This window comes from Agrococcus sp. GW821-FHT14H11 (assembly GCF_058803545.1).
This window is the reverse complement of sequence record NZ_JBXAPA010000011.1, coordinates 1-26,294: the sequence shown is the minus strand read 5'-3', so window position 1 is coordinate 26,294 and position 26,294 is coordinate 1. Positions and strand designations below refer to the sequence as shown.

At 73.4% G+C, this 26,294-nt stretch carries 27 protein-coding genes and 1 other RNA gene; 15 read left to right on the top strand and 13 right to left on the bottom strand.

The genetic code is table 11. The features are described 5' to 3' along the window. Positions 1-120 precede the first annotated feature (120 nt). The 4 genes from AC1RNL_RS12075 (at position 121) to AC1RNL_RS12060 (ending at position 4,591) form a co-directional block, all read left to right on the top strand. Complete coding sequence (locus tag AC1RNL_RS12075) at positions 121-2,313, top strand: glycosyltransferase (RefSeq protein ID WP_492935365.1); 2,193 nt, start codon at positions 121-123, stop codon at positions 2,311-2,313. Positions 2,314-2,396: 83 nt separating this feature from the next. After that, positions 2,397-3,347 (top strand): glycosyltransferase family 2 protein, encoded by a 951-nt coding sequence (locus AC1RNL_RS12070; RefSeq protein ID WP_492935364.1) that lies wholly within the window; start codon positions 2,397-2,399, stop codon positions 3,345-3,347. After that, on the top strand, positions 3,344-4,060 hold the full coding sequence (locus AC1RNL_RS12065) for a polysaccharide deacetylase family protein (protein ID WP_492935363.1): 717 nt from the start codon (positions 3,344-3,346) through the stop codon (positions 4,058-4,060). Before AC1RNL_RS12070 ends, AC1RNL_RS12065 begins: the two co-directional genes overlap by 4 nt. A 72-nt stretch (positions 4,061-4,132) precedes the next feature. Further along, positions 4,133-4,591: an FAD synthase family protein gene (locus AC1RNL_RS12060; RefSeq protein ID WP_246991582.1), complete on the top strand. Its 459-nt coding sequence runs from the start codon at positions 4,133-4,135 to the stop codon at positions 4,589-4,591. Between the two features lie 9 nt (positions 4,592-4,600). On the opposite strand, the gene AC1RNL_RS12055 is transcribed toward AC1RNL_RS12060, so the two are convergent. Next, positions 4,601-6,088 (bottom strand): helix-turn-helix domain-containing protein, encoded by a 1,488-nt coding sequence (locus AC1RNL_RS12055; RefSeq protein ID WP_492935362.1) that lies wholly within the window; start codon positions 6,086-6,088, stop codon positions 4,601-4,603. A gap of 151 nt (positions 6,089-6,239) precedes the next feature. On the opposite strand from AC1RNL_RS12055, the gene aceA reads away from it, so the two are divergent. Both aceA and aceB read left to right on the top strand, forming a co-directional pair. Further along, positions 6,240-7,538 (top strand): isocitrate lyase, encoded by a 1,299-nt coding sequence (gene aceA, locus AC1RNL_RS12050; RefSeq protein WP_364196084.1) that lies wholly within the window; start codon positions 6,240-6,242, stop codon positions 7,536-7,538. Between the two features lie 26 nt (positions 7,539-7,564). Beyond that, positions 7,565-9,205 carry a malate synthase A gene (gene aceB, locus AC1RNL_RS12045; protein WP_492935361.1) on the top strand — a complete coding sequence of 547 codons (1,641 nt, stop codon included), beginning with the start codon at positions 7,565-7,567 and terminating at the stop codon, positions 9,203-9,205. Positions 9,206-9,277: 72 nt separating this feature from the next. Here the strand turns inward: aceB and AC1RNL_RS12040 are convergent, their stop codons facing one another. Further along, positions 9,278-9,538: a zf-HC2 domain-containing protein gene (locus AC1RNL_RS12040; RefSeq protein ID WP_310124462.1), complete on the bottom strand. Its 261-nt coding sequence runs from the start codon at positions 9,536-9,538 to the stop codon at positions 9,278-9,280. After that, a complete protein-coding gene (locus tag AC1RNL_RS12035) occupies positions 9,535-10,170 on the bottom strand; it encodes a sigma-70 family RNA polymerase sigma factor (protein ID WP_146356973.1) in 636 nt (211 codons plus the stop codon). The genes AC1RNL_RS12040 and AC1RNL_RS12035 overlap by 4 nt, the downstream gene beginning before the upstream one ends. Positions 10,171-10,233: 63 nt before the next feature. Between AC1RNL_RS12035 and aroA the strand changes: the two genes are divergently transcribed. From aroA to AC1RNL_RS12015, 4 genes are read left to right on the top strand one after another with little or no spacing between them, the layout of a single operon-like run. Then, entirely contained in the window at positions 10,234-11,544 is a 1,311-nt protein-coding gene (aroA, locus tag AC1RNL_RS12030; protein ID WP_492935360.1) for a 3-phosphoshikimate 1-carboxyvinyltransferase, read from the top strand. Between the two features lie 7 nt (positions 11,545-11,551). After that, the gene (gene rsgA, locus AC1RNL_RS12025) at positions 11,552-12,592 is read left to right on the top strand and encodes a ribosome small subunit-dependent GTPase A (protein ID WP_246991592.1); all 1,041 of its coding nucleotides are present in this window, start codon (positions 11,552-11,554) and stop codon (positions 12,590-12,592) included. Positions 12,593-12,614: 22 nt separating this feature from the next. Then, positions 12,615-13,391, top strand: coding sequence for a histidinol-phosphatase (gene hisN, locus AC1RNL_RS12020; RefSeq protein ID WP_492935359.1), 777 nt, complete (start codon positions 12,615-12,617; stop codon positions 13,389-13,391). 45 nt (positions 13,392-13,436) lie between these two features. After that, a complete protein-coding gene (locus AC1RNL_RS12015) occupies positions 13,437-14,081 on the top strand; it encodes a methyltransferase domain-containing protein (protein WP_492935358.1) in 645 nt (214 codons plus the stop codon). A gap of 1 nt (position 14,082) precedes the next feature. Here AC1RNL_RS12015 and AC1RNL_RS12010 read toward each other — a convergent pair whose 3' ends face one another. Continuing rightward, on the bottom strand, positions 14,083-14,562 hold the full coding sequence (locus AC1RNL_RS12010) for a VOC family protein (protein WP_492935357.1): 480 nt from the start codon (positions 14,560-14,562) through the stop codon (positions 14,083-14,085). A 47-nt stretch (positions 14,563-14,609) separates the two neighbouring features. Here AC1RNL_RS12010 and AC1RNL_RS12005 point away from each other — a divergent pair, with 47 nt between their 5' ends. From AC1RNL_RS12005 to AC1RNL_RS11995, 3 genes are read left to right on the top strand one after another with little or no spacing between them, the layout of a single operon-like run. Continuing rightward, the gene (locus AC1RNL_RS12005) at positions 14,610-14,900 is read left to right on the top strand and encodes a rhodanese-like domain-containing protein (RefSeq protein WP_246991600.1); all 291 of its coding nucleotides are present in this window, start codon (positions 14,610-14,612) and stop codon (positions 14,898-14,900) included. Position 14,901: 1 nt separating this feature from the next. Beyond that, positions 14,902-15,447 (top strand): TetR/AcrR family transcriptional regulator, encoded by a 546-nt coding sequence (locus AC1RNL_RS12000; RefSeq protein WP_492935356.1) that lies wholly within the window; start codon positions 14,902-14,904, stop codon positions 15,445-15,447. Between the two features lie 51 nt (positions 15,448-15,498). Beyond that, on the top strand, positions 15,499-16,299 hold the full coding sequence (locus AC1RNL_RS11995; protein WP_492935355.1) for an SDR family NAD(P)-dependent oxidoreductase: 801 nt from the start codon (positions 15,499-15,501) through the stop codon (positions 16,297-16,299). Between the two features lie 26 nt (positions 16,300-16,325). Here AC1RNL_RS11995 and AC1RNL_RS11990 read toward each other — a convergent pair whose 3' ends face one another. The 8 genes from AC1RNL_RS11990 to prfB all read right to left on the bottom strand — a co-directional run bounded on the left by AC1RNL_RS11990 (position 16,326) and on the right by prfB (position 24,145). Beyond that, positions 16,326-17,693 (bottom strand): aldehyde dehydrogenase family protein, encoded by a 1,368-nt coding sequence (locus AC1RNL_RS11990; RefSeq protein ID WP_492935354.1) that lies wholly within the window; start codon positions 17,691-17,693, stop codon positions 16,326-16,328. A 79-nt stretch (positions 17,694-17,772) separates the two neighbouring features. After that, positions 17,773-18,143: a transfer-messenger RNA gene (ssrA, locus tag AC1RNL_RS11985) on the bottom strand. A gap of 108 nt (positions 18,144-18,251) precedes the next feature. Beyond that, positions 18,252-19,280: a 6-phosphofructokinase gene (locus AC1RNL_RS11980; protein WP_492935353.1), complete on the bottom strand. Its 1,029-nt coding sequence runs from the start codon at positions 19,278-19,280 to the stop codon at positions 18,252-18,254. An 87-nt stretch (positions 19,281-19,367) separates the two neighbouring features. After that, positions 19,368-19,844: an SsrA-binding protein SmpB gene (smpB, locus tag AC1RNL_RS11975; protein ID WP_128188461.1), complete on the bottom strand. Its 477-nt coding sequence runs from the start codon at positions 19,842-19,844 to the stop codon at positions 19,368-19,370. Positions 19,845-19,909: 65 nt separating this feature from the next. After that, complete coding sequence (gene ftsX / locus AC1RNL_RS11970) at positions 19,910-20,824, bottom strand: permease-like cell division protein FtsX (RefSeq protein ID WP_128188460.1); 915 nt, start codon at positions 20,822-20,824, stop codon at positions 19,910-19,912. After that, the gene (gene ftsE / locus AC1RNL_RS11965; RefSeq protein WP_128188459.1) at positions 20,821-21,549 is read right to left on the bottom strand and encodes a cell division ATP-binding protein FtsE; all 729 of its coding nucleotides are present in this window, start codon (positions 21,547-21,549) and stop codon (positions 20,821-20,823) included. The genes ftsX and ftsE overlap by 4 nt, the downstream gene beginning before the upstream one ends. Before the next feature lie 58 nt (positions 21,550-21,607). Continuing rightward, positions 21,608-23,008 (bottom strand): 4-hydroxyphenylacetate 3-hydroxylase N-terminal domain-containing protein, encoded by a 1,401-nt coding sequence (locus AC1RNL_RS11960; RefSeq protein WP_492935352.1) that lies wholly within the window; start codon positions 23,006-23,008, stop codon positions 21,608-21,610. A 21-nt stretch (positions 23,009-23,029) separates the two neighbouring features. Continuing rightward, a complete protein-coding gene (prfB, locus tag AC1RNL_RS11955) occupies positions 23,030-24,145 on the bottom strand; it encodes a peptide chain release factor 2 (protein WP_128188457.1) in 1,116 nt (371 codons plus the stop codon). 65 nt (positions 24,146-24,210) lie between these two features. Between prfB and AC1RNL_RS11950 the strand changes: the two genes are divergently transcribed. Next, the gene (locus AC1RNL_RS11950; protein WP_492935351.1) at positions 24,211-25,440 is read left to right on the top strand and encodes an MFS transporter; all 1,230 of its coding nucleotides are present in this window, start codon (positions 24,211-24,213) and stop codon (positions 25,438-25,440) included. A 6-nt stretch (positions 25,441-25,446) separates the two neighbouring features. Here AC1RNL_RS11950 and AC1RNL_RS11945 read toward each other — a convergent pair whose 3' ends face one another. After that, positions 25,447-25,686 (bottom strand): hypothetical protein, encoded by a 240-nt coding sequence (locus tag AC1RNL_RS11945; protein ID WP_128188455.1) that lies wholly within the window; start codon positions 25,684-25,686, stop codon positions 25,447-25,449. Between the two features lie 181 nt (positions 25,687-25,867). Here AC1RNL_RS11945 and AC1RNL_RS11940 point away from each other — a divergent pair. Continuing rightward, on the top strand, positions 25,868-26,294 hold a 427-nt coding region (locus tag AC1RNL_RS11940; protein WP_492935350.1), incomplete at its 3' end, for a hypothetical protein.

Here is a 26,294-nt window from a genome sequence, read left to right as displayed (position 1 = left end):
CGGGCGTCTGCCCGGATTGATGTAACGATGTTACGATACTCCCGCGAGTCGGACTCGCAAGCCGCGCAGGTCACGAGAGCGGAGCACGAGATGCCCACAGCCGAGGGTCGGCGGCCGGAGATGACCCGCCTCCGCATCCTCGTCGGCGCGTACGCCTGCGGGCCGTCCGACGAGCCCGAGGCGAGCGCCGGCTGGGCGTTCGCGACCGCGGCCGCGGCGACCCACGACGTCTGGGTCATCACGCGCCGCCGCTTCGCGCCGGCCATCGCCGCGGCGCTCGCCGCCGACCGGGAGCTCGCACGCCACCTGCACGTCGTCGCGATCGACCTGCCCGAGCGCGTCATGGCGCGCAAGCGCCGCCCCCGCGACCTCTACTGGTATTACGCGCTCTGGCAGGCGAAGCTCGCGCGCACCGCGGTGCGCCTCCACGCCCGCCACCGGTTCGACGTCGCGCACCACGTGACCTTCGCGAACGACTGGCTGCCGTGCGGGCTCACCGCCCTGCGCGACGTGCCGCTCGTGTGGGGCCCGGTCGGCGGCGCGACCCGCATCCCGGTCTGGCGGCTCCGCCGCTGGCTCGGCGCCAGGGGTGTCGCGACCGAGCTGGCCCGCACCGTCGCCACCACGCTGCCCCGCGCGATCTTCGGCGACGGCACCGCCCGGCGCGCGGCACTCGTGGTCGCGCAGAACGGCGACGTCGCGCAGCGGTTCCGCCGCGCGCGGCGGGTGGTGGTCGAGCCCAACGCGGCGCTCGACCTCGCGGCGCTGCCGGCACGAGCACGCCGCGAGCCGGAGGGGCGGATGCGCGAGGCCGTCGCCGTCGGACGCCTCATCCCGCTCAAGGGCGTCTCGATCGCGCTCGCCGCGCTCGCCCGGCCCGCGGCCTCGCACTGGCGCCTCACCCTGTACGGCGACGGGCCGCTGCGCCGCGCGCTCGAGGCGGAGGCGGAGCGCCTCGGCCTCGGCGACCGGGTGCGGTTCGCCGGCCACGTGCCGCGCCGCGAGGCACTCGAGGCGATGGCGCGCGCGGACGCGCTGCTCTTCCCCTCGATGCACGACCAGGCGGGCTGGGCGGTCGCGGAGGCGAGCTCGATGGGCACGCCCGTCGTCTGCCTGCCGCTCGGCGGCCCACCGCTGCTCGCCCAGCCCAACGGCTTCGTCGCGAGCCTCGAGGGCGACGTCGTCGCGAGCGTCGTCGAGCAGCTCGCGCTCGCGGGCGACGCCACCGGCGTCCCGCACGAGCGCTGGTCGCGGGAGCGGCTCGCGCCCCTCGTCGACGGCTGGTACCGCGGCGCCGCGAGCCCCGCCCGGCACCGGCCGGTCCGCGTCCTCGAGTCGGTCAAGGCCATCCGTCCCACCACCAACCCCTACCTCGCGCAGCTGCTCGCCGAGCTCGACGGCCGCCCCGATGCGGCCGTCGAGACCTTCAGCTACCCGCGCGCGCTCCTCGGCCGCTACGACGTCTTCCACGTCCACTGGCCCGAGGTGCTGTTCGGCGGGCATCGCACCGCCGGCCGCCTCGCGCGCAGGAGCCTCACGACCCTGCTGCTCGCGCGCCTGACGCTCACGCGCACGCCCATCGTGCGCACGTGGCACAACACCGAGCGCCCCCAGGAGCTGTCGCGCTGGGACCACGCGCTGCTCGACGCCGTCGACCAGCGCACGACCGGGGTCATCCGGCTCAACGAGACGACCGCGGTGCCGCTGCGCGTGCCCGTCCACACCATCCCCCACGCGCACTTCCGGGACTGGTTCGGCGAGCACGAGACGCTGCCGGCGACGCCGGGCCGGCTGGTGTCGGTCGGGCTGATCCGCCGGTACAAGGGCACCGAGCAGCTGCTCCGCGCCTTCCGCGAGTGCCGCACGCCCGGCGCGACGCTGGCGATCGCCGGCAGGCCGACCTCCGACGACCTCGCGCGCACGCTCGAGGAGCTCGCCGCAGGCGACGACCGCATCGAGCTCTCGCTGCGCTTCCTCGACGACGCCGACTTCGTGCGCGCCATCACCGGTGCATCCCTCGTCGTGCTGCCGTACCTGCACATGCACAACTCGAGCGCGGCCCTCGCGGGCCTCTCGCTCGACCGCCCGGTGCTCGTGCCCGACAACGCCGTCAACCGCGCGCTGGCCGACGAGGTAGGACCGGGGTGGGTGCACCGCTTCGAGGGCACGCTGACCGGTGCCGCGATCGATGCCACGCTCGCCGAGCTCGCCGCTCATCCGCCCGCGGAGCCGCCCCGGCTGGCGGCCCGCACCTGGTCGTCGAGCGCCGACGCGCACGTCGAGGCCTTCCGCACCGCGGCGGGGCTCCGATGACGGTGCAGCGCGTCCGCGGGCGCCTCGAGCAGGCCGAGGCGGCGGCCCCCCGCGCCCGGCACGCCGCGCCCCTGGGTCGGCCCATGCTGACCGTCGCCATCCTGACCTTCCGGCGACCCGAGCAGCTGCGCGCCAACCTGCAGGCGGTGAGCCTGCGGGTGCGGGAGGCGCTCGAGGCCGTGGAGCCGCGCATCCTCGTGGTCGACAACGACCCGGTGGGCTCGGCCCGGCCCGTCGTCGACGCGGTGCGGCGCGACGCCGAGGCATCCCACGGCATCCGCATCGCCTATGCGCACGAGGCGCGCCCGGGCATCCCCGCCGCCCGCAACCGGGCGCTCGACGAGAGCGCCGGCTCGCGGCTGCTCGCGTTCATCGACGACGACGAGATCCCCCAGCCGGGCTGGCTCACGGCCCTCGTCGACGTCTGGCGCGAGTCGGAGGCGGATGCGGTGATGGGCCGGGTGGTCGCGCAGCTGCCCGAGGGCGTCGAGCCGTGGGTCGCCTCGAGCGAGTTCTTCCACCGCGCCTCCCGCGAGACCGGCACCCTGCTGCCCGCCGCCGCCACCGGCAACCTGCTCCTCGACCTCCGCTCGGTGCGGCGCGCGGGCCTGCGGTTCGACGAGTCGCTCGGCCTGACCGGCGGCGAGGACACCATCTTCACCCGCCTGCTCGTGCGCGCCGGCGGCCGGATCGTCTGGTGCCAGGAGTCGGTGACCCTCGACCCGGTCGTCCCGGAGCGCACGACGCGCGACTGGGTGCGGCGGCGCGCGTTCGCGCACGGGAACACGCTGCAGCACACGCGGGAGCGACTCGCCCCCACGCCCGCGCTGCGCGTGCGCGCGCGCCTCGGGGGCCTCGCCGGCGGTCCCGCGCGCATCGTGCTCGGCACGGCCAGGCTCGCCTGGGGCGTGTGCACGCGCGACCCGGTGCGGCAGCAGCGCGGCGAGAGCCAGGTGCGCCGCGGGTGGGGCGTGCTGACGGCAGCGATGGGCCACCGATTCGAGGAGTACCGCAGGCGGGAGGCGGAGCGATGAGCGTGGGAGCTGCCGTGCACGGGGTGCTGCGCCGCCACGTGCGGGCGATGGGCTCGGTGGTCGGCGTCGACACCGACCAGCCGGTGGTGGTGCTGACCTACGACGACGGCCCGGAGCCGCCGCAGACCGAGCGGGTGCTCGACGCCCTGGCCGAGCGCGGCGCGCACGCGACCTTCTTCATGCTGAGCGCGAGGGCGCGGCGCCTGCCGTGGCTCGTGCGGGCGGTCATCGCGGAGGGCCACGAGGTGGCGCTGCACGGCATCGACCACCGGCCGCTCAGCGGGCTCACCCCCGAGGAGATCACGCGCCGGACGCTCGACGGCAAGGCCCAGCTCGAGGACGTCGCCGGCGCGCCCGTGCGGTGGATGCGGCCGCCGTACGGCCGGCAGTCGCCGCGCGCCTACCACGCCATCCGGCGGGCGGGCGTGATGCCTGTGCTCTGGGGCGGCACGAGCCTCGACAGCGCCGACACCACGACCGACGGGCGGGTGGCGAGCGCCATGCGCAACGCCCGACCGGGCCTCATCCTGCTCGGGCACGACGGCCGGGCCGGCGTGGACGACGGCGTCGACGACGGCAACATCCCGGCGTTCGACCGCGGCGCGCTCACCGCTCGGCTGCTGGCGGGCTTCGCCGAGCGCGGGCTGTCGGGCACGTCGCTCGAGCGCGCGCTCGAGCGCGGCCGGCCTCGGCTCGGGGCGTGGTTCGCGTGAGGCGCTCGCGTCCCGCCCGTGCGTGCCCTACGCTGATGTAACACTGTTTGCAAACGGAGATCGGAGGAGCGGATGAGCCAGCGCATCGGCTACGCCGCAGGCGCCTTCGACCTGTTCCACGTCGGCCACCTCAACGTGCTGCGGCACGCGCGCGAGCACTGCGACGTGCTCATCGCCGGCGTCGTGAGCGACGAGATGCTGCTGCAGGTGAAGGGCGTCGAGCCCGTGATCCCCACGCTCGAGCGCGTCGAGATCGTGCGCTCCATCCGCTTCGTCGACCGCGTGCACGTCGAGACGGTGCCCGACAAGCTCGACACGTGGCGCGAGGTCGGGTTCACGCACTTCTTCAAGGGCGACGACTGGCGGGGCACCGAGCGGGGCCTGCGGCTCGAGCGCGAGCTCGGCGCGGTGGGCGTCGAGGTCGTCTACTTCCCCTACACGGCGCACACGTCGAGCACGGCCCTGCGGCGCGCGCTCAGCCTGCTCGAGGGCACGGCGGATGCGTCGCCCGCCCTCGCCCAGCACTCCTGAGGCCGGGGGCTACGCCCGCGACGCGAGGAAGCTGTAGACCTCGGTCTCGTCGACGCCCGGGAAGGCACCCGGCGGCAGCGCGGCGAGCAGGTGCGAGTGCGCCCGCGCGCTCGGCCACGCCTGCCCGGCCCAGGCCTCGGCGAGATCGGCAGGCGGCGTGCGGCAGCACGAGGGGTCGGGGCAGCCCGAGATCGACCGCTCCTTCGTGCCCCTCCCCCGGAACCACTTCGCCTGCGCGAACGGCACGCCGATCGAGAGCGAGAACTCCCCCGACGTGCTGCGCTCGGTCATCGCCGTGCACCAGAAGGTGCCCGCCGGCGTCTCGGTGTACTGCTCGAAGGCGTTGACCTTGTCGGCGACGTCGAACACCTCGCGGCTCGTCCAGCGCTTGCAGACCGGCTGCCCCTCGATGGCGCCGGTGTGATCGGAGGGGAAGGTCACGCCGTCGTTCTCGTAGGCCTTGTAGATGATCCCCGACTCGTGCACCTTCTGGAAGTGCAGCGGGATCCCGAGGTGCACGGTCGCGAGGTTCGTCAGCCGGTGCGCGGCGGTCTCGTACGAGACGGCGAAGGCGTCGCGCAGGTCCTCGACCGCGAGCTGCCGCTCCTCCTTCGCGGCGCGCAGGAACTCGACGGCGGTGCGCTCGGGCATGAGCAGGGCCGCCGCGAAGTAGTTCGTCTCGATGCGCTGGCGCAGGAAGGCGCCGTAGTCGGCGGGCACCGAGTGCCCGAGCACGTGGTGCCCGAGCGCCTGCAGGAGCACCGACCGCGGGTCGTGGCCGATGCGGGAGGAGCGCGAGAGGTAGATGCGCCGGCGCTTGAGGTCGGTCACCGAGCGCGTCGAGTGCGGCAGGTCGCCGACGTGGTGCACGGTGAAGCCGAGCCGCTCGACGATCGCCGCGATGAGGTGCTGCGAGAGCGGCCCCGACTGGTAGCCGACCTTCTCGAGCATGCGCGCCGCCGCAGCCTCGATCTCGGGGAAGTGGTTGTCGCGCGCGCGCATCTCGGCCCGCAGCTGCGTGTTGGCGCGCCGTGCCTCCTCGGGCGTCGCGACCCGCTCCTCGGCGACGCGGTCGAGCTCGTCGACGAGCGCGAGCATCGTCTCGAGCACGTCGTCGGGCGTGCGCGGGCCGATGCGCATCGTCGGCAGCCGCTTCTGCTGCCAGGTCGACGACTGCATGGCGCGCTCGAGCCGCAGCTCGAGCTCGGCGCGCCGCGACGGCGGCTCGGTGCCCGTGAGCTGCTCGAGGCTGACGCCGTAGAGGGCGGCGAGCTGCTGCAGCTGCGAGAAGCGCGCCTCGCGCTTGCCCGTCTCGAAGCCCGACAGCTGCGACGGCGCGAGGCCGATAGCGTCGTGCACGGCGTCGAGCGTGAGCCCGGCCTGCTTGCGCGCGTGCCGCAGCGCCTTGCCGAGCTGCAGCGCGTCGACCTGCGTCGGCGCGGGCGCCGAGCGCGCGGGTCGGTCCCAGGTGGCGGATGCGGTGCCTCGCTCGGTCATGCGAGCACCATACGCCAGTTCTGCGGAATCTGGCAGAAGTGATGATCTTCACCGTGCAAATCGCCGCTCGCAGTGCAGTTCTGCACGCACAGTGGTGGCACGACCGGACGCCGAGGGCGCAGGAGCCCCGGCGCGACAGCAGGAGGACACCATGACCGAGCAGCACGACACGACGATGGCCACCGAGGCGGCCGAGCTCGAGCTCGAGTGGGCGGCGGACGCCCGCTGGAGCGGCATCGCCCGCGACTACAGCGCCGCCGACGTCATCCGCCTCCGGGGCTCCGTCGTCGAGGAGCACACGCTCGCCCGCCGCGGCGCGGAGCGCCTCTTCGACCGGCTGCACGCCGACGAGCAGCCGGTGCGCGCGCTCGGCGCCCTCACCGGCAACCAGGCTGTGCAGCAGGTGCGCGCGGGCCTCGAGGCCATCTACCTCTCGGGCTGGCAGGTCGCGGCCGACGCCAACCTGTCGGGCCAGACCTACCCCGACCAGTCGCTCTACCCCGCCAACTCGGTGCCCGCGGTGGTGCGCCGCATCAACAACGCGCTGCAGCGCGCCGACCAGATCGAGCGCAGCGAGGGCCGCCGGGCCGTCGACGACTGGCTCGTGCCGATCGTCGCCGACGCGGAGGCTGGCTTCGGCGGACCGCTCAACGCGTTCGAGCTCATGCGCTCGATGATCACCGCCGGCGCCGCGGGCGTGCACTGGGAGGACCAGCTCGCGAGCGAGAAGAAGTGCGGGCACCTCGGCGGCAAGGTGCTCATCCCCACCCAGCAGCACGTGCGCACGCTCAACGCCGCACGCCTCGCGGCCGACGTCGAGGACGTGCCGACCGTCATCATCGCCCGCACCGACGCCGAGGCGGCGACGCTCCTGACGAGCGACGTCGACGAGCGCGACCGCCCGTTCCTCACCGGCGAGCGCACGAGCGAGGGCTTCTACGAGGTGCGCAACGGCATCGAGCCGTGCATCGCCCGCGGCCGCGCCTACGCCGAGTACGCCGACCTGCTCTGGATGGAGACCGGCAAGCCCGACCTCGAGGTGGCCCGCCGCTTCGCGGAGGGCATCAAGGCCGAGTTCCCCGACCAGCTGCTCGCCTACAACTGCTCGCCGTCGTTCAACTGGCGCAAGCACCTCGACGACGACCAGATCGCCGCGTTCCAGCGCGAGCTCGGCGCCATGGGGTTCCGCTTCCAGTTCATCACCCTCGCGGGCTTCCACGCCCTCAACCACTCCATGTTCGACCTGGCGAAGGGCTACGCCGAGCACCACATGACGGCCTACGTCGACCTGCAGGAGCGCGAGTTCGCGGCGGAGGCCGACGGCTACACCGCCACGAAGCACCAGCGCGAGGTCGGCACCGGGTGGTTCGACCTCGTCGCCACCGCCCTCAACCCGAGCTCCGGCACGCTCGCGCTCGCCGGCTCGACCGAGTCCGAGCAGTTCCACTGATCCGCACCCACGTCAGGAGCCAGACCATGGACACCACGCGCATCCGCATCACCGCCCACGCCCCCGGTCAGGACCGGGTGCTCACCGACGAGGCGCTCGGCTTCCTGCTGCAGCTGCACGACGCGTTCGAGTGCACGCGCCAGCAGCTGCTGCAGGACCGCCGCCGGCGCCGCGCCGCGTTCGCCGACGGCGACAGCCCCCGCTTCCTCGAGTCGACGCGGCGCATCCGCGAGGACGCGAGCTGGCGGGTCGCCCCGCCCGCTCCCGGCCTCGAGGACCGCCGCGTCGAGATCACCGGCCCCATCGAGCGCAAGATGACCATCAACGCGCTCAACTCGGGCGCGAAGGTGTGGCTCGCCGACTGCGAGGACGCCTCGAGCCCCCTGTGGCGCAACGTCATCGCGAGCCAGGTGAACCTGCAGGACGCGATCCGCGGCAGCATCGCCTTCACGAGCCCCGAGGGCAAGGAGTACAAGGTGACGGCCCCCGAGACGCCGACGATCGTCGTGCGGCCGCGGGGCTGGCACCTCGACGAGCACCGCATCCTCGTCGACGGCAGGCCCATGTCGGGATCGCTCGTCGACTTCGGGCTCCACGTGCTCCACAACGCCGACGACCTCATCGCCGCCGGCCGGGGCCCGTACTTCTACCTGCCGAAGCTCGAGAGCCACCACGAGGCGCGGCTCTGGAACGACGTGTTCGTCATGGCGCAGCAGCTGCTCGTGCTGCCGCAGGGCACGATCCGGGCCACCGTGCTCATCGAGACGATCACGGCGGCGTTCGAGATGGAGGAGATCCTCTTCGAGCTGCGCGAGCACTCGGCGGGCCTCAACGCCGGCCGCTGGGACTACCTGTTCTCGATGATCAAGGCGTTCCGGCTCCGCGGGCCGGAGTTCGTGCTCCCCGACCGTGCCCGGCTCACGATGACGGCGCCGTTCATGCGCGCCTACACCGAGCAGCTGGTGCGCGCGTGCCACCGACGCGGCGCGCACGCGATCGGCGGCATGGCCGCCTTCGTGCCGAGCGCGAAGGACCCGGAGGCGACCGAGCGCGCGCTCGCGGCGGTCGCGAGCGACAAGGCGCGCGAGGCGGGCGACGGCTTCGACGGCTCGTGGGTCGCGCACCCCGGCCTCGTCGAGACCTGCCGGAGCGCGTTCGACGCGGTGCTCGGCGACCGCCCCAACCAGCTCGAGCGCACCCGCGAGGACGTGCCCGTCGACGGCGCGGCGCTCATCGACCTCTCGACCACCGAGGGCGACATCACCGAGGCGGGGCTCCGCTCGAACATCGAGATCGGCATCCGCTACATGGAGGCGTGGCTGCGCGGCCACGGCGCCGTCGCGATCCACTCGCTCATGGAGGACGCCGCGACCGCCGAGATCTCGCGCTCGCAGGTGTGGCAGTGGATCCACAACGAGTCGGCCACCGCCGACGGCCGCACCATCACGCGCGAGCGCTGCGAGGCCATCGTCGACGAGCTGGCCGCGGGCTTCGACCGGAGCCCGGGCAACCGCTACCGCGAGGCGATCGCGCTGTTCCGCGAGATCGCGCTCGAGGAGACCTACCCGGCCTTCCTCACGCTCGCCGGCACCGAGCGCTACCTGGGCGACGGGGCCGAGCGGCCGATCACCGGTCCCATCCCGGTGCAGGAGCGCGTCGCGGCCTGAGCGGCGCGGGTGCGGACCGGCGACGGATGCGCGGGGCGGGGTCCGAGGGATCCCGCCCCGTCGCGTTTCGTGTCAGGCGTGGCTCGCCTTCGCGGCCCGCAGGCTCTCGAGCAGCTTCGCTCGCAGCTCCTCGGGGGCGCGGTCCTTGCAGGCGCCCTGCAGGGCGGCGGTCAGCATCTCGCCGACGTGGTGCTCGGCCGAGCACTCCTCGCACTCCGCCAGGTGCGCACGCACATCCGCGGCGTCCTCGGCGCAGAGCTCGTGGTGCAGGTACTCCTCGAGGGCGGCACGGGCCTCGGTGCAGTCCTTCTTGGCCTCAAGCGTCTCGCTCACGGCTTCTTCTCCTTCACGATGGTGTCCTGCACGGCGATGCCCTGCTCCCGGGCGTAGTCGGCCAGCAGGCCTCGCAGCAGCTTGCGGCCTCGGTGCAGGCGGCTCATGACGGTGCCGACGGGGGTCTCCATGACCTCGGCGGTCTCGGCGTAGCTGAGCCCCTCGACGTCGACCCAGTAGACCGCCATGCGGAAGTCGACGGGCACCTGCTGCAGCGCGTCCTTCACGATCCCGGAGGGCATCCGGTGGATCGCCTCGGCCTCGGCGCTGCGCGACGACATGGCGGTGAACGACTCGGCGTCGCCGATCTGCCACTCCTCCAGGTCGTCGAGGGGCGCCTCGAACGGCCTGCGCTGCTGCTTGCGGTAGGTGTTGATGTAGGTGTTGGTCTGGATGCGGTACAGCCACGCCCGCAGGTTCGTGCCCTGCTGGAACGAGTCGTACGCGGCGTAGGCCTTGAGCAGGGTCTCCTGCACGAGGTCGGCGGCGTCGGCCGGGTTGCGCGTCATGCGCATGGCGGCCGCGTAGAGCTGGTCGGCGTACTGCATCGCCTGCTCCACGAAGTCGTCGCGCTTGGCCTCGTCACGCTGCTCGTCCATCGCGGGCGAGTCTAGTGTCGCCGTCGGCGCCATGACCGTCGTCCCTGCCACCAGCCCCTCCTCTGCTGTCGCTGCCCGACCGATAGATTGCAACCGATGAGCCCGCTCGAGCATTCCCGCCCCTGGACCGCGCCGACCGCGACCGCGCGCCTCGACGCCCGCGTGCAGCTGCCCGGCTCGAAGAGCCTCACGAACCGCGCGCTGCTGCTGGCGGCCCTCGCCGACGCGCCCTCGACGCTGCACCGGCCGCTGCGCAGCCGCGACGCGCAGCTCATGACCGCGGGGCTGCGCGCGCTCGGCGCCGACATCCGAGAGGCGCCCGGCGACGGCCGATTCGGCCCCGACCTCGTCGTCGCCCCCGGCCCCGTCGTGGGCGGCGCATCCATCGACTGCGGACTCGCCGGCACGGCGATGCGATTCCTGCCGATCATGGCGGCGCTCGGCGACGGCCGGGTCGCGTTCGACGGCGACCCGCACGCGCGGAAGCGCCCCATGGAGCAGACGATCGAGAGCCTGCGCGGCCTCGGCGTGCGGGTCGACGCCGACGAGCCCCGCCTCCCGTTCACCGTGCACGGCGCGGGCGGGGTGCGCGGCGGCGAGCTCGAGATCGACGCGAGCGCCTCGAGCCAGTTCGTGTCGGCGCTGCTGCTCGTCGCCGCCCGCTTCGACGAGGGCCTCACGCTGCACCACCGGGGCGAGCGGCTGCCGTCGCTGCCGCACATCGAGATGACGCTCGCGGCGCTGCGGCAGCGCGGCGTCGACGCCCGCGCGGTCGGCGAGGCCTCGTGGCGGGTCGAGCCCGGCCCGATCGGGGCGCTCGACGAGCGCATCGAGCCCGACCTGTCGAACGCCGCGCCGTTCCTCGCGGCCGTGGTCGCGGCGGGCGGCCGGGTCGTGCTCGACGGCTGGCCGGACGGGACGACGCAGGTGGGGCGGCTGCTGCCCGAGCTGCTCGCCCCGTTCGGCGCGACGTCGTCGGTCGCCGACGGCTCGCTCACGATCGAGGCCGTCGGCGGCGAGATCCCCGGCGCGACGCTCGACATGCACGCCGCGGGCGAGCTCGCGCCGACCATCGTCGCGCTCGGCGCGCTCGCGTCGGGCCCGGTCGAGGTGACCGGCATCGGCCACATCCGCGGGCACGAGACCGACCGGATCCAGGCCCTCGTCGACGACATCGCCGCGCTCGGCGGCACCGCGACGGCGCTGCCCGACGGCATCCGCGTGGACCCGGCCCCGCTGACCGGCGGCCCGTGGCGCGCCTACGACGACCACCGCATCGCGACCGCCGGCGCGGTCGTGGGCCTCCGCGTGCCGGGCGTCGAGGTCGACGACATCGGCGCGACGGCGAAGACCATCCCGGAGTTCCCGGAGCTGTGGGCCGCGATGCTCGCGGGAGAGCTGGGGTGAGCCGCGCATGAGCTGGATGACCGAGCACGAGGACCCGTACGAGCAGTACGACGAGTCGAGCGTGCGCGAGCGCCCGAACCCGAAGGCCAACCGGCCGCGATCGAAGCAGCGCCCCGAGCACGAGGACGCCGTCACCGGCATCGTCACCGCCGTCGACCGCGGCCGGTACACGCTCGCGGTGCGGATCGACGAGCAGGACGAGGCGATCGTCACCGCCGCCCGCGCGCGCGAGCTGCGCAAGCAGGCGATCGTCGCCGGCGACCGCGTCGACGTCGTGGGCGACACGACCGGCGAGACGGGCTCGCTCGCCCGCATCGTGCGCATCCAGCCGCGCACGACCGTGCTGCGCCGCTCCGCCGACGACACCGACGTGGTCGAGCGGGTCATCGTCGCGAACGCCGACGTGCTGCTCATGGTCGTCGCCGCCGCCGACCCCGAGCCGCGGCCTCGGCTCGTCGACCGCTACCTGGTCGCCGCGCTCGACGCCGGCATCACGCCGATCATGGTCGTGACGAAGACGGATGTCGCCGACCCCGAGCCGTTCCTCGCGAACTTCGCCGGGCTCGACATCGAGGTGTGGCGCTCGTCGATCGACGATCCGCCCGTCGAGGCGCTCCGCGAGCGGCTCGACGGCCACACGACCGTCGCGGTGGGGCACTCGGGCGTCGGCAAGTCGACGCTGGTCAACGCGCTCGTGCCGGATGCCAAGCGCGCCGTCGGCCATGTGAACGCCGTCACGGGCCGCGGCCGCCACACCTCGTCGTCGACGGTGTCGTTCAAGCTCGGCTCCGGCTGGATCATCGACACCCCGGGCGTGCGCTCCTTCGGGCTCGGCCACGTCGCCACCGCGAACGTGCTGCGTGGCTTCCCCGACCTCGCCGAGGTCGCCGAGGACTGCCCGCGCGGCTGCACGCACCTCGTCGACGAGCAGTACTGCGAGCTCGCGATCGCGGCCGCGGACGGCCGCCTCGAGCCGCGCCGGGTCGACTCGATGCAGCGCATGCTCGGCACGCTCGTCGCCGCGCGCGAGCAGCGTCACCAGGAGTGACGCGCCGCCGTACGCTGGGATCGTGACCGGCTACGACGACGACCTCGACCTCGCCCTGCGGCTGGCGGATGCCGCCGACGCCATCTCGATGGAGCGCTTCGGCGCGCAGGACCTCGAGGTGACGACGAAGGCCGACACCACCCACGTCACCGACGCCGACCGCTCGGTCGAGCAGCGCATCCGCGCCCTGCTCGCCGAGGAGCGCCCCGACGACGCGATCTTCGGCGAGGAGTTCGGCACCTCGGGCGACGCGAGCCGGCAGTGGATCATCGACCCGATCGACGGCACCGCGCACTTCCTGCGCGGCGCGCCCATCTGGGCGACGCTCATCGCGCTCGCGGTCGACGGCCGCCCGGTCGTGGGCGTCGTCTCCTCCCCCGCGCTCGGCGCGCGCTGGTGGGCCGCCGAGGGGCAGGGCGCCTGGACCGACCCCGCGCGGCCGCGGCCCATCCGGGTCTCGGGCGTCGGCGCGCTGTCGGACGCGGTGCTGTCGTACAACGCGATCCAGGGCTGGGACGGCGCGGGCCGGATCGACGACCTCGTCGCGCTGCAGCGCGACGTCTGGCGCGCCCGCTCCTACGGCGACGCGTGGAGCTACATGCTCCTCGCGGAGGGCAAGGTGGATGCGGTGGCGGAGTTCGACCTGAAGCCCTACGACATGGCCGCGCTCGTGCCCGTCGTGCAGGAGGCCGGCGGCACCTTCACCTCGGTCGACGGGCAGCCGGGCCCCTGGCACGGCTCGGCACTCGCCACCAACGGACGCCTGCACGACGCGCTGCTGGAGCGGCTCGCGCGCTGAGGCGAGGGGCTGTCGCGCGGGCCGCGGCGCGCGCATACTGGCGCCATGGCCGAGTGCTGCGACTCGCGCGGGTGCGCCGAGGAGTTCGACGCCGCGTTCGCCGAGCGGATGGCGGCGCGCTACCGCCGGCGCGGCCTCACCCTCGCCGAGCGGCGCCTCGTCGACTTCCTCGCGGCCGACGGCGTGCGCGGCGCGACGGTGCTCGAGATCGGCGGCGGCGTGGGCGAGATCGGGCTCGAGCTGCTGCGCCGCGGCGCCGAGCGCTGCACGACGCTCGAGCTGTCGTCGGCCTACGACGAGCAGGCGGCGCGGCTCGCCGCCGATGCGGGCGTGGCGGACCGGGTGCGGCGGCGCATCGTCGACCTCGCCGCCGAGCCCGAGGCGGTCGAGCGGGCCGACCTCGTGGTGCTGCACCGGGTCGTGTGCTGCTACCCCGACGCCGGGCGACTGCTCGCGGCCGCGGCCGGCCGCTGCCGCCGGCGGCTCGCGTTCACGCATCCGAGCCGCGATCCCGCGTCGCGCGTCGTCTCGGCGATCGAGAACGCGCTCGCGGGCGCCCGCAGCATCCGCTACCGCTCCTTCCTGCACGCGCCGAGCGCCATGCTGCGCGCGCTCGAGGAGGGCGGGATGCGTCCGGTGCTGCCCGGCCGCGGGTGGCCGTGGCGGCTGCAGGGCCTCGTCGCGGCCTGAGTCAGCCCGCGGCGGCCGCCTGGAGCGCCGCGACGTCGAGCTTCTGCATCGTGAGCATCGCGCGGGTGACCCCCGCTGAGCGCGGCGTCTGCATGAGCTCGCCGAGCTGCTTCGGGATGACCTGCCACGAGACGCCGAAGCGGTCGCGGCACCAGCCGCACTGCGACTCGGCGCCGCCGTCGGCGATCAGCCCGTCCCAGAGCCGGTCGACCTCCTCCTGCCCGTCGACGGTGACCGAGATCGACACCGCCTCGGACTGCGGGAACTGCGGCCCGCCGTTCAGCAGCTGGAAGGGGGCGCCGCCGATCGTCAGGTCGACCGTGAGGGCCTCGCCCGCGGGCGCGTCGCCGGGCCATGGGTTGTCGCCGGCCGGGATCCGCAGCACGTCGGTGATCTGCGAGCCCGGCACGAGCGAGACGTAGAGCTCGGCGGCCTCCTCGATGCGGCCGTGGAACCAGAGCACTGTGCGCACGTCGGTCATGGGGGCCATGATGCTCCTCGGCGCGCGCCTTGGGTAGCCTCGGATCCATGCGCGAGATCACGCCCGCCGAGGCCGCAGCCCTGCCGATCGTCGACGTGCGCGAGCCGCACGAGTGGCAGGCGGGGCACGCCGACGGCGCCATCCACATCCCGATGACCGAGATCGTCGCCCGCGTGGCCGAGGTGCCCGACGGCGCGGCGATCATCTGCCGCTCCGGCGCCCGCAGCGCCCAGGTGGTCGCCTACCTCGCGCAGCAGGGGCTCGATGCGGCGAACGTCGAGGGCGGCACGCTGCGCTGGGCCGCCGAGGGCCGGCCGATGACCGGCCCCGTCGTCTGAGGTGGCGCGCTCCCCCGTCGACTCCGACGCGATCGCCCGGGCCGCGGCCCGGCTGTTCGTCGACCGCGGCTACGCCGCGACGACCGTGCGCGACATCGCGGCCGCGGCCGACGTCGATCCCGCGGTCGTCATCCGCCGCTTCGGCTCGAAGGAGTCGCTGTTCCTGCGCACCACGGAGTCGGAGGAGCTCGCGCGGGCATGGCGGGCGACGCTCGACGGCCCGCTCGGCACCTTCGGCGAGCGGTGCGCCGCCGCGCTGCTCGACAGCCGCCAGGACACCCGGGGCGTCTTCCTCGCGCTGCTGCGCGCGAGCGACGCCGAGGGCATCGGCTCTCGGCTGCGCGACGCGCACGAGGAGCGCTTCGTGGCGCCGCTGCGCGAGCGGCTGGGCGGCGGCGATGCCGCCGACCTCCGCGCGCGGCTCGCCGCGGCCGCGGCCGGCGGGCTGCTCTACGCCCTGTGGGCGGTGGGCGACGAGGCGCTCGACGCCGATCGGGACGCGCTCGTGCGCCGCTACGGCGCGGTGATCCAGGCAGCGATCGCGTAGCATCGTCTCGAGGTGTCAACTTAGTTGACGACCGACTCGAGGAGGAGACCCATGGAGATCACCGATCGCACCTTCGTCGTGACCGGCGGCGGCAACGGCATCGGCCGCGAGGTCGTGCTGCAGCTGCTGCGCCGCGGCGCGCGCGTCGCAGCCGTCGACCTGAGCGAGGAGGGCCTCGCCGAGACCGCACGGCTCGGCGCCGCGGGCGCACGGCTCTCCACGCACCGGCTCAGCGTCGCCGACCGCGCCGCCGTCGAGGCGCTGCCCGAGGCGGTGCTCGCCGCGCACGGCCAGGTCGACGGGCTGCTCAACGTCGCCGGCATCATCCAGCCGTTCCAGCGCATCGGCGAGCTGCCCTTCGAGCAGATCGAGCGCGTCATGCAGGTGAACTTCTGGGGCGTCGTGCACACCGTGAGCGCGTTCCTGCCCCTCCTGCGCGCGCGGCCCGCCGCGTCTGTCGTCAACGTCTCGAGCATGGGCGCGCTCGCGCCGGTGCCCGGCCAGTCGGCGTACGGCGCCAGCAAGGCGGCCGTCAAGCTGCTCACCGAGGGCATGCACGCCGAGCTCGAGGGCACACCGGTCGCCGTCACGGTCGTCTTCCCCGGCGGCGTCGGCACGAACATCACCGGCAACTCGGGCGTCACCATGCGGCGCACCGCCGATGCCTCGGCGTCGGCCGGCTCGCTCACGAGCCCCGAGGACGCCGCGCGGCAGATCGTCGATGCCGTGGCCTCCGGCGCGCCCCGCGTCGTCATCGGCAAGGACGCCCGGGCGCTCGACCGGCTCGCGCGCCTCATGCCCGCGAAGGTCGGCGGCATCATCGCCAAGAAGATGCGGGGCCTGCTCGACTGAGCAGACCCCGCAGCGCTCGCGCCGGCTCAGCCGACGACGAGCTTCTTGTTCATGAACTCCTCCATGCCGTGCGGGCCGAGCTCGCGGCCGAAGCCCGAGCGCTTCGTGCCGCCGAAGGGCATGTCGACGTCCTCGGAGCCGGCGCCGTTGATCGACACCATGCCGGCGTCGAGCCGGTCGGCGACCGCGAGGGCGAGCTCGGGGTCGGTGCACCAGACGCGCGCGCCGAGGCCGAAGGGCGTGCCGTTCGCGGTGCGCACGGCGTCGTCGACGTCCTTCGCGCGGTAGACGGTGCCGACGGGCCCGAAGAGCTCCTCGCGGTAGGCCTGCATCTGCTCGGTCACACCGCCGAGCAGCGCGGGGGCGACGCGGGCGTCGCCGCCGTCGTCGAGCGAGCCGGCGAGCACCTCGGCGCCCTCGGCGACGGCCGACGCCGTCTGCTGGCGCAGCCGCTCGGCGGCGGCCTGCGACGACAGGGGGCCCACGAGGGCGTCCTCGTCGCCGGGCTCCCCCACCGGCACCGCGGCGATCGCGGCGCCGAGCCGCGACGCGAAGTCGTCGTAGAGCTCGTCGAGCACGATGAAGCGCTTCGACGCGTTGCAGGACTGGCCCGAGTTCTCGAGCCGCGTGTCGACCGCCGCCTGCACCACCGCATCCATGTCGTCCGCCGACAGCACCACGAAGGGGTCGGAGCCGCCGAGCTCGAGCACGACCTTCTTGAGGTGGCGGCCGGCGACCTCGGCGACGGCCGCGCCGGCGCGCTCCGAGCCGGTCAGCGAGACGCCGCGCACGCGCGGGTCGGGGATGACGATGTCGGCGATCTGCTCGTTCGTCGCGAAGATGTTCTCGTACGCGCCGGCCGGCAGGCCCGCCTCGGCGAGGATCTCGGCGATCGCGGTGGCCGACCACGGGCACTGCGGCGCGTGCTTCAGGAGCACCGTGTTGCCGAGCATGAGGTTCGGGAAGGCGAAGCGCGCGACCTGGTAGTACGGGAAGTTCCACGGCATGATGCCGAGGATCACGCCCTGCGCCGACTTGCGGATGCGCGCGTCGACGCCGGAGCGCACCTCGAGCACCTCGTCGGCGAGGAAGGCCTCGGCGTTGTCGACGTAGTACTGCACGATCTCGCCCGAGAACTCCGCCTCGGCGATGCCCTGCCCGAGCGGCTTGCCCATCTCGGTGCGGATGATCTCGGCGAGCTCCCGCGAGCGCGACGCGAACGCGTCGGCCGCCCGGCCGAGGATCGCCGCGCGCTCGGCCATCGGCGTCGTGCGCCACGGCTCGTACGCCGCGTCGGCGCGCTCGATCGCGGCGCGGATCTCCTCGTCGGTCGCCGTCGGGAACTCCTTGACGACCTGGCCGGTGTAGGGGTCGGTGACCCGGTACTCGCTCACGCTGCCTCCTCGCAGGATCGGATGATCCCAGCGTAATGGGGCGGCGGCGACGGACTCTCACAGCGTGCGACTCGACCGATGGTGGAGATGGGGGGAATCGAACCCCCGTCCAACGCTCGGACCGTGCGGCTTCTCCGGGTGCAGCTCAGGGGTGGCGTTCTGCTCGGCTCCGACCTTTGTCCTGAGCACCTAGGTCGACGAGCCCAGTCACAGCGAAAGTCCCGCGATGCCCTGTGACGCAGCATCGCAGCAAGCCCTCTTCATGACGCCAGGGTCCGGAGCGAGGGCGTCTCCGGTCTGACGGACTTCAGGCTCGCTTAGGCAGCGAGGGCGAAGTCGGTGCGCTTTGCGTTGGCACCTATGGGTTTGCAGGGGGCGTTGAAGAGATGACCCTGCATCCTCTACCCGCTTCCCGCAGCGACTGAGACGATGTCGAAACCGATCATCCCCGTGCTGGGTGCGAGTCGCACGCTGTGGAGTTGTCAAGGCCGGATGCGTCCGGCGCGCTGGCGGGGCCAGCCCACCATGGTACCGCGTCGGGCCGTCGCCCGGCAAGCGTCAGCCGAACAGCAGCTCCGCCTCGCGGTAGCGGTGGTCGGGCACGCGCTTGAGGTCGCCGAGCGCATCCGCCATCCGCACGCGCACGATGTCGGTGCCGCGCAGCGAGACCATCGAGCCCCACGCCTCATCGGTGATCGCGTCGATCGCGGCGAGGCCGAAGCGGGTCGCGAGCACCCGGTCGGCACCGCTCGGCGCGCCGCCGCGCTGGATGTGGCCGAGCACGGTCGCGCGCGACTCGATGCCGGTGCGCTCCTCGATCATCGGCGCGATGACCTCGCCGATGCCGCCGAGGCGAGGACGGTTGAAGGCGTCGAGCCCCTTGCGCGAGTACTCCTCCTCCATCCCCTCGAGCTTGAAGCCCTCGGAGACGACGACGAGCGGCGCGCGCCGGCGGTCGTAGACCGACTGCACGTACTCGCAGATCCACTCGATCGAGCGCGGCTGCTCGGGGATGAGGGTGACGTGCGCGCCGGTCGCGATGCCGGTGTGCAGCGCGATCCAGCCGACGTGCCGGCCCATCACCTCGAGCACCATGCAGCGCATGTGCGAGTCGCCGGTGGTTCGCAGGCGGTCGCCCGCCTCCGTGGCGATCTGCACGGCGGTGTCGAAGCCGAACGTGTAGTCGGTGGCGTCGAGGTCGTTGTCGATCGTCTTCGGCACGCCCACGATCGGGATGCCGTCCTCGGCGAGGCGGTTGGCCGCCGCGAGGGTGCCCTCGCCGCCGATCGCGATCACCGCGTCGATGCCGAGCCGCTCGAGCGTCGCGGCGATCTTCACCGGCCCCCCGTTGGGGCCCTCGTAGGGGTTCGTGCGGCTCGTGCCGAGGATCGTGCCGCCGATGCGCGACGTGCCGCGCACCGACGAGCGGTTGAGCACGCGCACATCGCCCTCGACGAGGCCGCGGTAGCCGTCGCGGAAGCCCACGAACTCGAGGCCGTGGTGCACCATGCCGGTGAGCACGGCAGCGCGGATGACTGCGTTGAGTCCGGGGCAGTCGCCGCCGGACGTGAGGATGCCGACTCGCATTTCGCCTTCCACCGGAGGGCCCTGGGTGAATCCTGCCGGTGCCGACCATTCAACCCGTCGGCGCATGGCGATGTCGAACCGGTGCCGCTATTCGTTGAGACGGTTCCTCGTGCGCATCGCCCGCTCGGCCTCGCGCTTGTCCTGCCGCTCGCGCAGCGCGTGGCGCTTGTCGTACTCCTTCTTGCCCTTCGCCACGGCGAGCTCGACCTTCGCCCGGCCGTCGGAGAAGTAGAGCGACAGCGGCACGAGCGTGTAGCCGCCCTGCGCCACCTTGGCGGCGAGCTTGTCGATCTCGTCGCGGTGCAGCAGCAGCTTGCGCTTGCGGCGCGGCGGGTGGTTCGTCCAGGTGCCCTGGCCGTACTCGGGGATGTGCACGGCGTCGAGCCATGCCTCGCCGCGGTCGACGTAGGCGTAGCCGTCGACGAGCGACGCGCGCCCGGCCCGCAGCGACTTCACCTCGGTGCCGGTGAGCACGAGGCCCGCCTCGATGCGGTCCTCGATCGTGTAGTCGTGGCGCGCCTTGCGGTTCTGCGCCACGACCTTCTGGCCCTGTTCGCGAGGCATGGCGTGCTCCTGGGGTGTGCGGTCGTCGGATGCCCGGACGGGCAGCCGACCAGTCTAGCGCGCGATCAGATCCTGAGGTACCGCCGGATCGCGACCGCTGCGGCCACCCCGGCGAAGAGCACGCCGATCCCGACGAGCACGGGCGCCACCACGAGCGCGTCGTCGATCGTGACGATCGCGATCGTCTGCAGCATCGGCGCCACGTAGCCCTGCAGGAAGAAGTGCACGAGGGCGACCACCGATCCGGCGGCGAGCACCGCTCCGATGAGCGCCGCGACCACCCCCTCGATGATGAACGGCGTCTGGATGAACCGGTTCGACGCGCCCACCAGTCGCATGATGCCGAGCTCCCGCTTGCGCGAGAAGGCGGAGAGGCGGATGGTCGTGGAGATCAGGAGCACGGCCGCGACGAGCATGAGCACAGCCACGCCGATCGCTGCGAGGCTCGCGGTGTTGAGCACCTGGAAGATCGGCTCGAGCAGCGCGCGCTGGTCGCGCACCTCCAGCACCCCCGGGAGCGCCGAGGTCGCCTCCCGGATGAGGTCGGCGTCCTGCGGCGAGGTCGGGCGCACCCACAGCGCCTCGTTCATGGTCTCGGGGCTCGCGAACTCGGCGCTCGCGGTGCCGCCGAACTGCTCCATGAAGTGCTCGTAGGCGAGCTGGCGGTCCTCGAACTCGACTGCGGCGACGTACGGCTCGATCGCGCCGCTGTCGAGCACGTCGCGCACCGCCTGCACCTGCTCCTCCGTGGCGGCGGTCTGCGTGCAGGTCGCGGTCGAGTCGACCGGCCCGCAGAAGTAGATCCCCACCTGCGCCCGGTCGTACCAGAAGCCCTTCATCTGGTTGATCTGCATCTGCAGCAGGATCGCGGCGCCCACGAACGAGAGCGAGATGAACGTGACGAGCACGACCGAGACGACGACCGAGAGGTTGCGGCGCAGACCGTTCCAGACCTCGTTGGCGATCAGCTGGAGCCTCACGCGGTCTCCTCCTCGAGCTCGTCGACGCGCAGCTCCTCGAGGTGCCGGCGGTAGCTACCGTGGGCCTCGTCGCGCATGATGCGGCCGGCGTCGAGCTCGACGACGCGCTTCTGCAGCTCGTCGACGATCGACGCCTCGTGCGTGGCCATGACGACCGTCGTGCCGCCCTCGTTGATGCGGGCGAGCAGCGCCATGATGCCCGCGCTCGTCGAGGGGTCGAGGTTGCCGGTGGGCTCGTCGGCGAGCAGGATCGGCGGGCGGTTCACGACGGCGCGGGCGATCGCCACGCGCTGCTGCTCGCCGCCCGAGAGCTCGTGCGGCAGACGGCTCGCCTTGCCGGCGAGGCCGACGATCTTGAGCACGTCGGGCACCGCCTCCGAGATGAAGCCGCGGCTCTTGCCGATCACCTGCAGCGTGAACGCGACGTTCTCGTACACCGTCTTGTTGTTCAGCAGACGGAAGTCCTGGAAGACGACGCCGAGGTTGCGGCGGAAGAAGGGCACGCGGCGGCTCGGCAGGGCCTTCAGCCGCTGGCCGAGCACGTGCACCTCGCCGCTCGTGGGGCTCTCCTCGCGCAGCACCATGCGGATGAGGGTGCTCTTGCCGGAACCGGAGGCGCCGACGAGGAAGACGAACTCGCCCTTGAGGATCTCCAAGGAGACGCCGTCGAGGGCTGGCCGGGCCTTGCGGGAGTAGGTCTTCGAGACCTCGTCGAAGCGGATCATGGCCTGTCGAGGGTATGGGCGGGCCCGGCCCGCGGCCGCGCACCGCCTCGGCGCGGCGCTAGTTCCGCCAGGCGTCGAGGCGCCCGGTCGCGCGGGCGTGCCCCAGGATGCCGACGTGGGTGCGCTCCGGCTGACCCCAGTGGCTGCGCTCGTAGAGCTCGTGCCGGGCGCCGAAGCCCGAGGCGACCGCGTCCCACAGCGCGCCGAAGACGGCCAGCCGCTCCGACGCATCCGCCCCGCCGGAGCCGCGCAGCAGCCGCGCCGCATCGGGGTGGTCGGCGAGCGCGCCGGCGGGCAGCGGCAGGTGCGCGAGGCCCGACGCGAGCGCCGTCTGCAGCAGCGCGCGCATGCGGCCGTAGGCGTCGGGCGCGAGCGCCGAGAAGGCGAGCGCCGGCTCGACCGCCGGTCCCCAGGCGCGCCCGGCAGGGTCGTCGTCGCCGACCGGCCCCGCCTGCTCGATCATCGCGTCGCGCAGCCCCGCGACCGTGTGCCGCAGCGCGATGACCTCGCCGAGCGCCGCCTGCACGCCGCGCAGCTCGCCCGTGCCCATGATCTCCGTCGCCCGCACCGCGAGCCCCGCGATCCACTCGAGCTTGGCCTCGAGCCGCGTCGCCGACTGGAAGGCCAGCCGCGCGTTCCAGCCGACGGCGCCGCGGTTGTGGCCGAGCATCGTCTCGGCGTCGCGGATGAGCACGTCCTCCCACGGCACGAGCACGTCGTCGAAGACGACGAGCGCGTCGTGCTCGGCGAAGCGCGTCGCGAGCGGCTGGTCGTCGCGCGCGGGCGTGCCGCGCGTGTAGAGCGTGATGCCGGGCGCGCCGACCGGCACCGTCGCGGCGATCGCGAAGTCGTCGTCCTGCACCTCGCCGCCGAAGTGCGACACGAGCAGCCGCTGCGCGGTCGCGGCGCCGGTGACGACCGCCTTCGCGCCGCGCAGCACGACGCCCTCGTCGGTCTCGCGCACGACGTGCAGGAAGATGTCGCCGACCTCGTCGGGCGGCAGGTCGCGGTCGACGGGCGGGTTGACGAGCGCCTGCGCGTAGTGCGTGACCGCGGCGGCGTCGCGCGCGAGCGTGCCGCGCACGCCGTCGGCGAAGCGGCCGTAGGACGAGGCGTGCGCGGCCATCGACGTGAGCACCGACGCGAGCGTCTCGGGCGTGCGGCCCATCCACCCGTGCGTCGTGCGCTGCCAGGCGCGGATCGCGTCGCGCTGCCCCCGGAGGTCGTCGTGCGAGCGCGGGATCGCGTAGAACGCATGGGTGCGCACGCCGTCGACGACCGTCGTCAGCGCATCCGCCTCATCGCCGTGCAGGCGGTCGTAGAGCGAGGCGATGGTGGATGCGGCGCCGGCGAAGGCGGGATGGTCGGCGACGCGCTCGACGCGCGCGCCGTCGTGGACGACCGCCCGCCCGTCGTCGAGGCTCGCGAGGTAGTCGCTGCCTGTCTGCGGCTCGGTCATGGCGCTCCCCTCCCGCTCGGCCTAGTCGTCGGCGAGCTGCTGCTGCTTGCGCCAGCGGATGCCGGCGGCGATGAAGCCGTCGAGGTCGCCGTCGAAGACCGCGCTCGGGTTGTTGACCTCGTGCAGCGTGCGGAGGTCCTTGACCATCTGGTACGGCGCGAGCACGTAGGAGCGCATCTGGTCGCCCCAGCTCGCGCTGATGGTGCCGGCGAGCTCCTTCTTGCGTGCCGCCTCCTCCTCGCGCTTGAGCAGCATCAGGCGGCTCTGCAGCACGCGCATGGCGGCGGCGCGGTTCTGGATCTGGCTCTTCTCGTTCTGCATCGAGACGACCGTGCCGGTCGGGAGGTGCGTGATGCGGACGGCGGAGTCGGTGGTGTTGACGCTCTGGCCGCCGGGGCCCGACGAGCGGAACACGTCGACGCGGATGTCGCTCTCGGGCACCTCGACCTCGTCGACCTGCTCGAAGAGCGGCACGACCTCGACGGCCGCGAACGAGGTCTGGCGCTTGCCCGCGGCGCCGAACGGGCTCATGCGCACCAAGCGGTGCGTGCCCGCCTCGACCGACATGTTGCCGAAGGCGTAGGGGGCGCTCAGCTCGAACGAGGCCGACTTGATGCCCGCCTCCTCCGCGTAGCTCGTCTCGTAGACGGTGACGGGCATGCCGTGCTGCTCGGCGTAGCGCAGGTACATGCGCAGCAGCATCTCGGCGAAGTCGGAGGCGTCGACGCCGCCGGCGCCGGCGCGGATCGTGACGACGGCCGGGAGCGGGTCGAACTCGCCGTCGAGGAGCGTCTGGATCTCCATGTCGGCGACGATGCGCTGGATCGCGGCGAGCTCCTTCTTGGCCTCCTGCTGTGTCTCCTCGTCGCCCTCCTCGTTGGCCATCTCGACGAGCACCTCGAGGTCGTCGATGCGCGACTCGGTCTCGGTGATGCGCTTGAGGTCGGTCTGCGCGTGGCTCAGCTGGCTCGTGACCTTCTGGGCGGCGTCGGGGTCGTCCCAGAGGTCGGGGGCGCCGGCCTCCTCGGAGAGCCGCTCGATGTCGGCGGCGAGCCTGTCGACGTCGGCCACCGCCTTGATGTCGGCGAAGGTGGAGCGGAGGGCGGCGATGTCGCCGGCGATGTCGAGATCGGCCATGGTCCCCCCAGCCTACCGACGAGCGACCGCCCGGCCGCCCCGCGCATCCGCCGTAGGCTCGGATGGTGAGCGGCGTCGACCAGTCCGAGCGGTTCCCCTGGCGCAGGGTCGCCGGCGCCGCCTATGTGCCCACCGCCGCGTTCGCGATCGGCGAGGGCGCGGTCATCCCCTACATCCCGCTGATCGCCGGCGACCTGGGCGCGTCGCTCGCGGTCGCGGCGGTCGTCGCCGCGATGCTGACGGTCGGCCAGCTCGCGGGCGACGTGCCGGGCGGCGCGGTCGTGGGGCGCTTCGGCGAGCGCCCGACGATGATCGGCGCCGGCCTGCTCGTGCTCGTCGCGCTCGCGCTGGCCTTCGTCGCGAGCGAGGTGTGGATGCTCGGGGTCGCGATCTTCGTGCTCGGCCTCGGCCACGCGGTCTTCGGGCTCGCCCGCCACGCGTTCATGACGACGTACGTGCCGCTGCGCTACCGCGCCCGCGCGCTGTCGACGCTCGGCGGCATCTTCCGCATGGGCATGTTCGTCGGCCCGCTGATCGGCTCGGCCGTGCTCGGGCTCGGGCTCGGGCTCGGCGCCGTGTGGGTCGTGTGCGCGATCGGCACGGTGATCGCGATCGCCGTGCTCGTGGTGCTGCCCGACCCGACGTCGGTCTTCGAGCGCACGCCCGCGACGACCGGCGTGATCGAGCTCGCGTCGGAGCGCGCCGGCGTGTGGCAGGTGGTGCGCGAGCACGCGCGCGTGCTCGGCACGGTCGGCGTGGGGGCGGCGATGCTGTCGCTCGCCCGCTCGGCGCGCAGCGTGCTGCTGCCGCTGTGGGCGGTGTCGATCGGGCTCGACGGCGTCACCACGGGCCTCGTGATCGGCATCGCTGGCGGCGTCGACTTCGCGCTGTTCTTCGTCTCGGGCTGGGTGATGGATCGATTCGGCCGACTGTGGAGCGTCGTGCCGTCGCTGTCGATCATGGCGATCGCGTTCGTGCTGCTCGCCGGGTCGCACGACCTCGACGCGGCCACGACCTGGTTCATCGCCGCGGCGATCGTGCTCGCGCTCGGCAACGGGCTCGGCTCCGGCATCCTCATGACGCTCGGCGCCGACCTCGCCGACCGGCAGAACCCGGCGTCGTTCCTCGGCGCCTGGCGCCTCACCGTCGACCTCGGGGGCGCGGCCGCGCCGCTGCTCATCTCGCTGCTGGTCTCGGTCGCGTCGATCGCGTGGGCTGCGGGCGGCCTCGCCGTGCTGTGCGTCGCGGGGGCGGGGATGCTGCTGCGCTGGCTGCCGCGGAAGCCGCGGGAGTAGCCAGCCCTACGGCTCGTCGCGGCGGAGCTCCTGCCGGGCCGCGAGGTCGTGCGCGATCGAGGTGGCCTCCTCGCGCAGCTCGTCGTCGCCGAGCTCGCCGGCCTGCACCTGCTGCACGAGCTGCCGGAACCCCGGGTGCTCCATCAGGGCGCGCAGGCCCTCGGCTGCGCGCTCGGGTTGGTCGGTCGGCAGGCTCGCCGCCACGGCGTCGACGTCGAACGGCAGCTCGTCGGGGTTCGGGCTCATGCCCGCGAGGCTACCGGGCACCCCTTGTCGCCGTCCGGCGCCGGTGGGATCATGCGCGTCAGGGAGCCCCACCCAGCCGCTCCCACGATCCGCTTGGCGTCACGGGCCGGTTCTGGAGCACACCGTCGCGCGTCGACCCCTCTCCCGCACGACGAGCTTCGGCTGCGCGGTCATCGCCGCGATGGTGCTGAGCCTGACGGTGCCGATCGCCGCCTCGGCCGCGCCGCCCGCCGCCCCCCTGCTGGTGGCTCCCGCCGACGGCAGCACCACCGCATCCGTCAGCCCGACGCTGAGCGTGGCCGCGAGCGACCCGGACGGGGGCAGCGTCGACGTCGCGTTCGAGGGGCGCGAGCGCGGCGCGACCGTGCCGAGCGACCCCGCCGCCGAGGGCTTCACGGTCGTCGTGGTGCCCGACACGCAGAACTACAGCGACGGGAAGCAGGCGCTGCTGCAGCAGCTGACCTGGGTGCGCGACAGCCGCGACGCGCTCGACACCGCGTTCGTGATCCAGCTCGGCGACCTCGTCAACGACCGAGGTGCCTCATGTCAATATGCCCGCGTGCGTGAAGCGGTGCCTCACGTAGGAATGCCCGCGTGTGTGGTCAGCT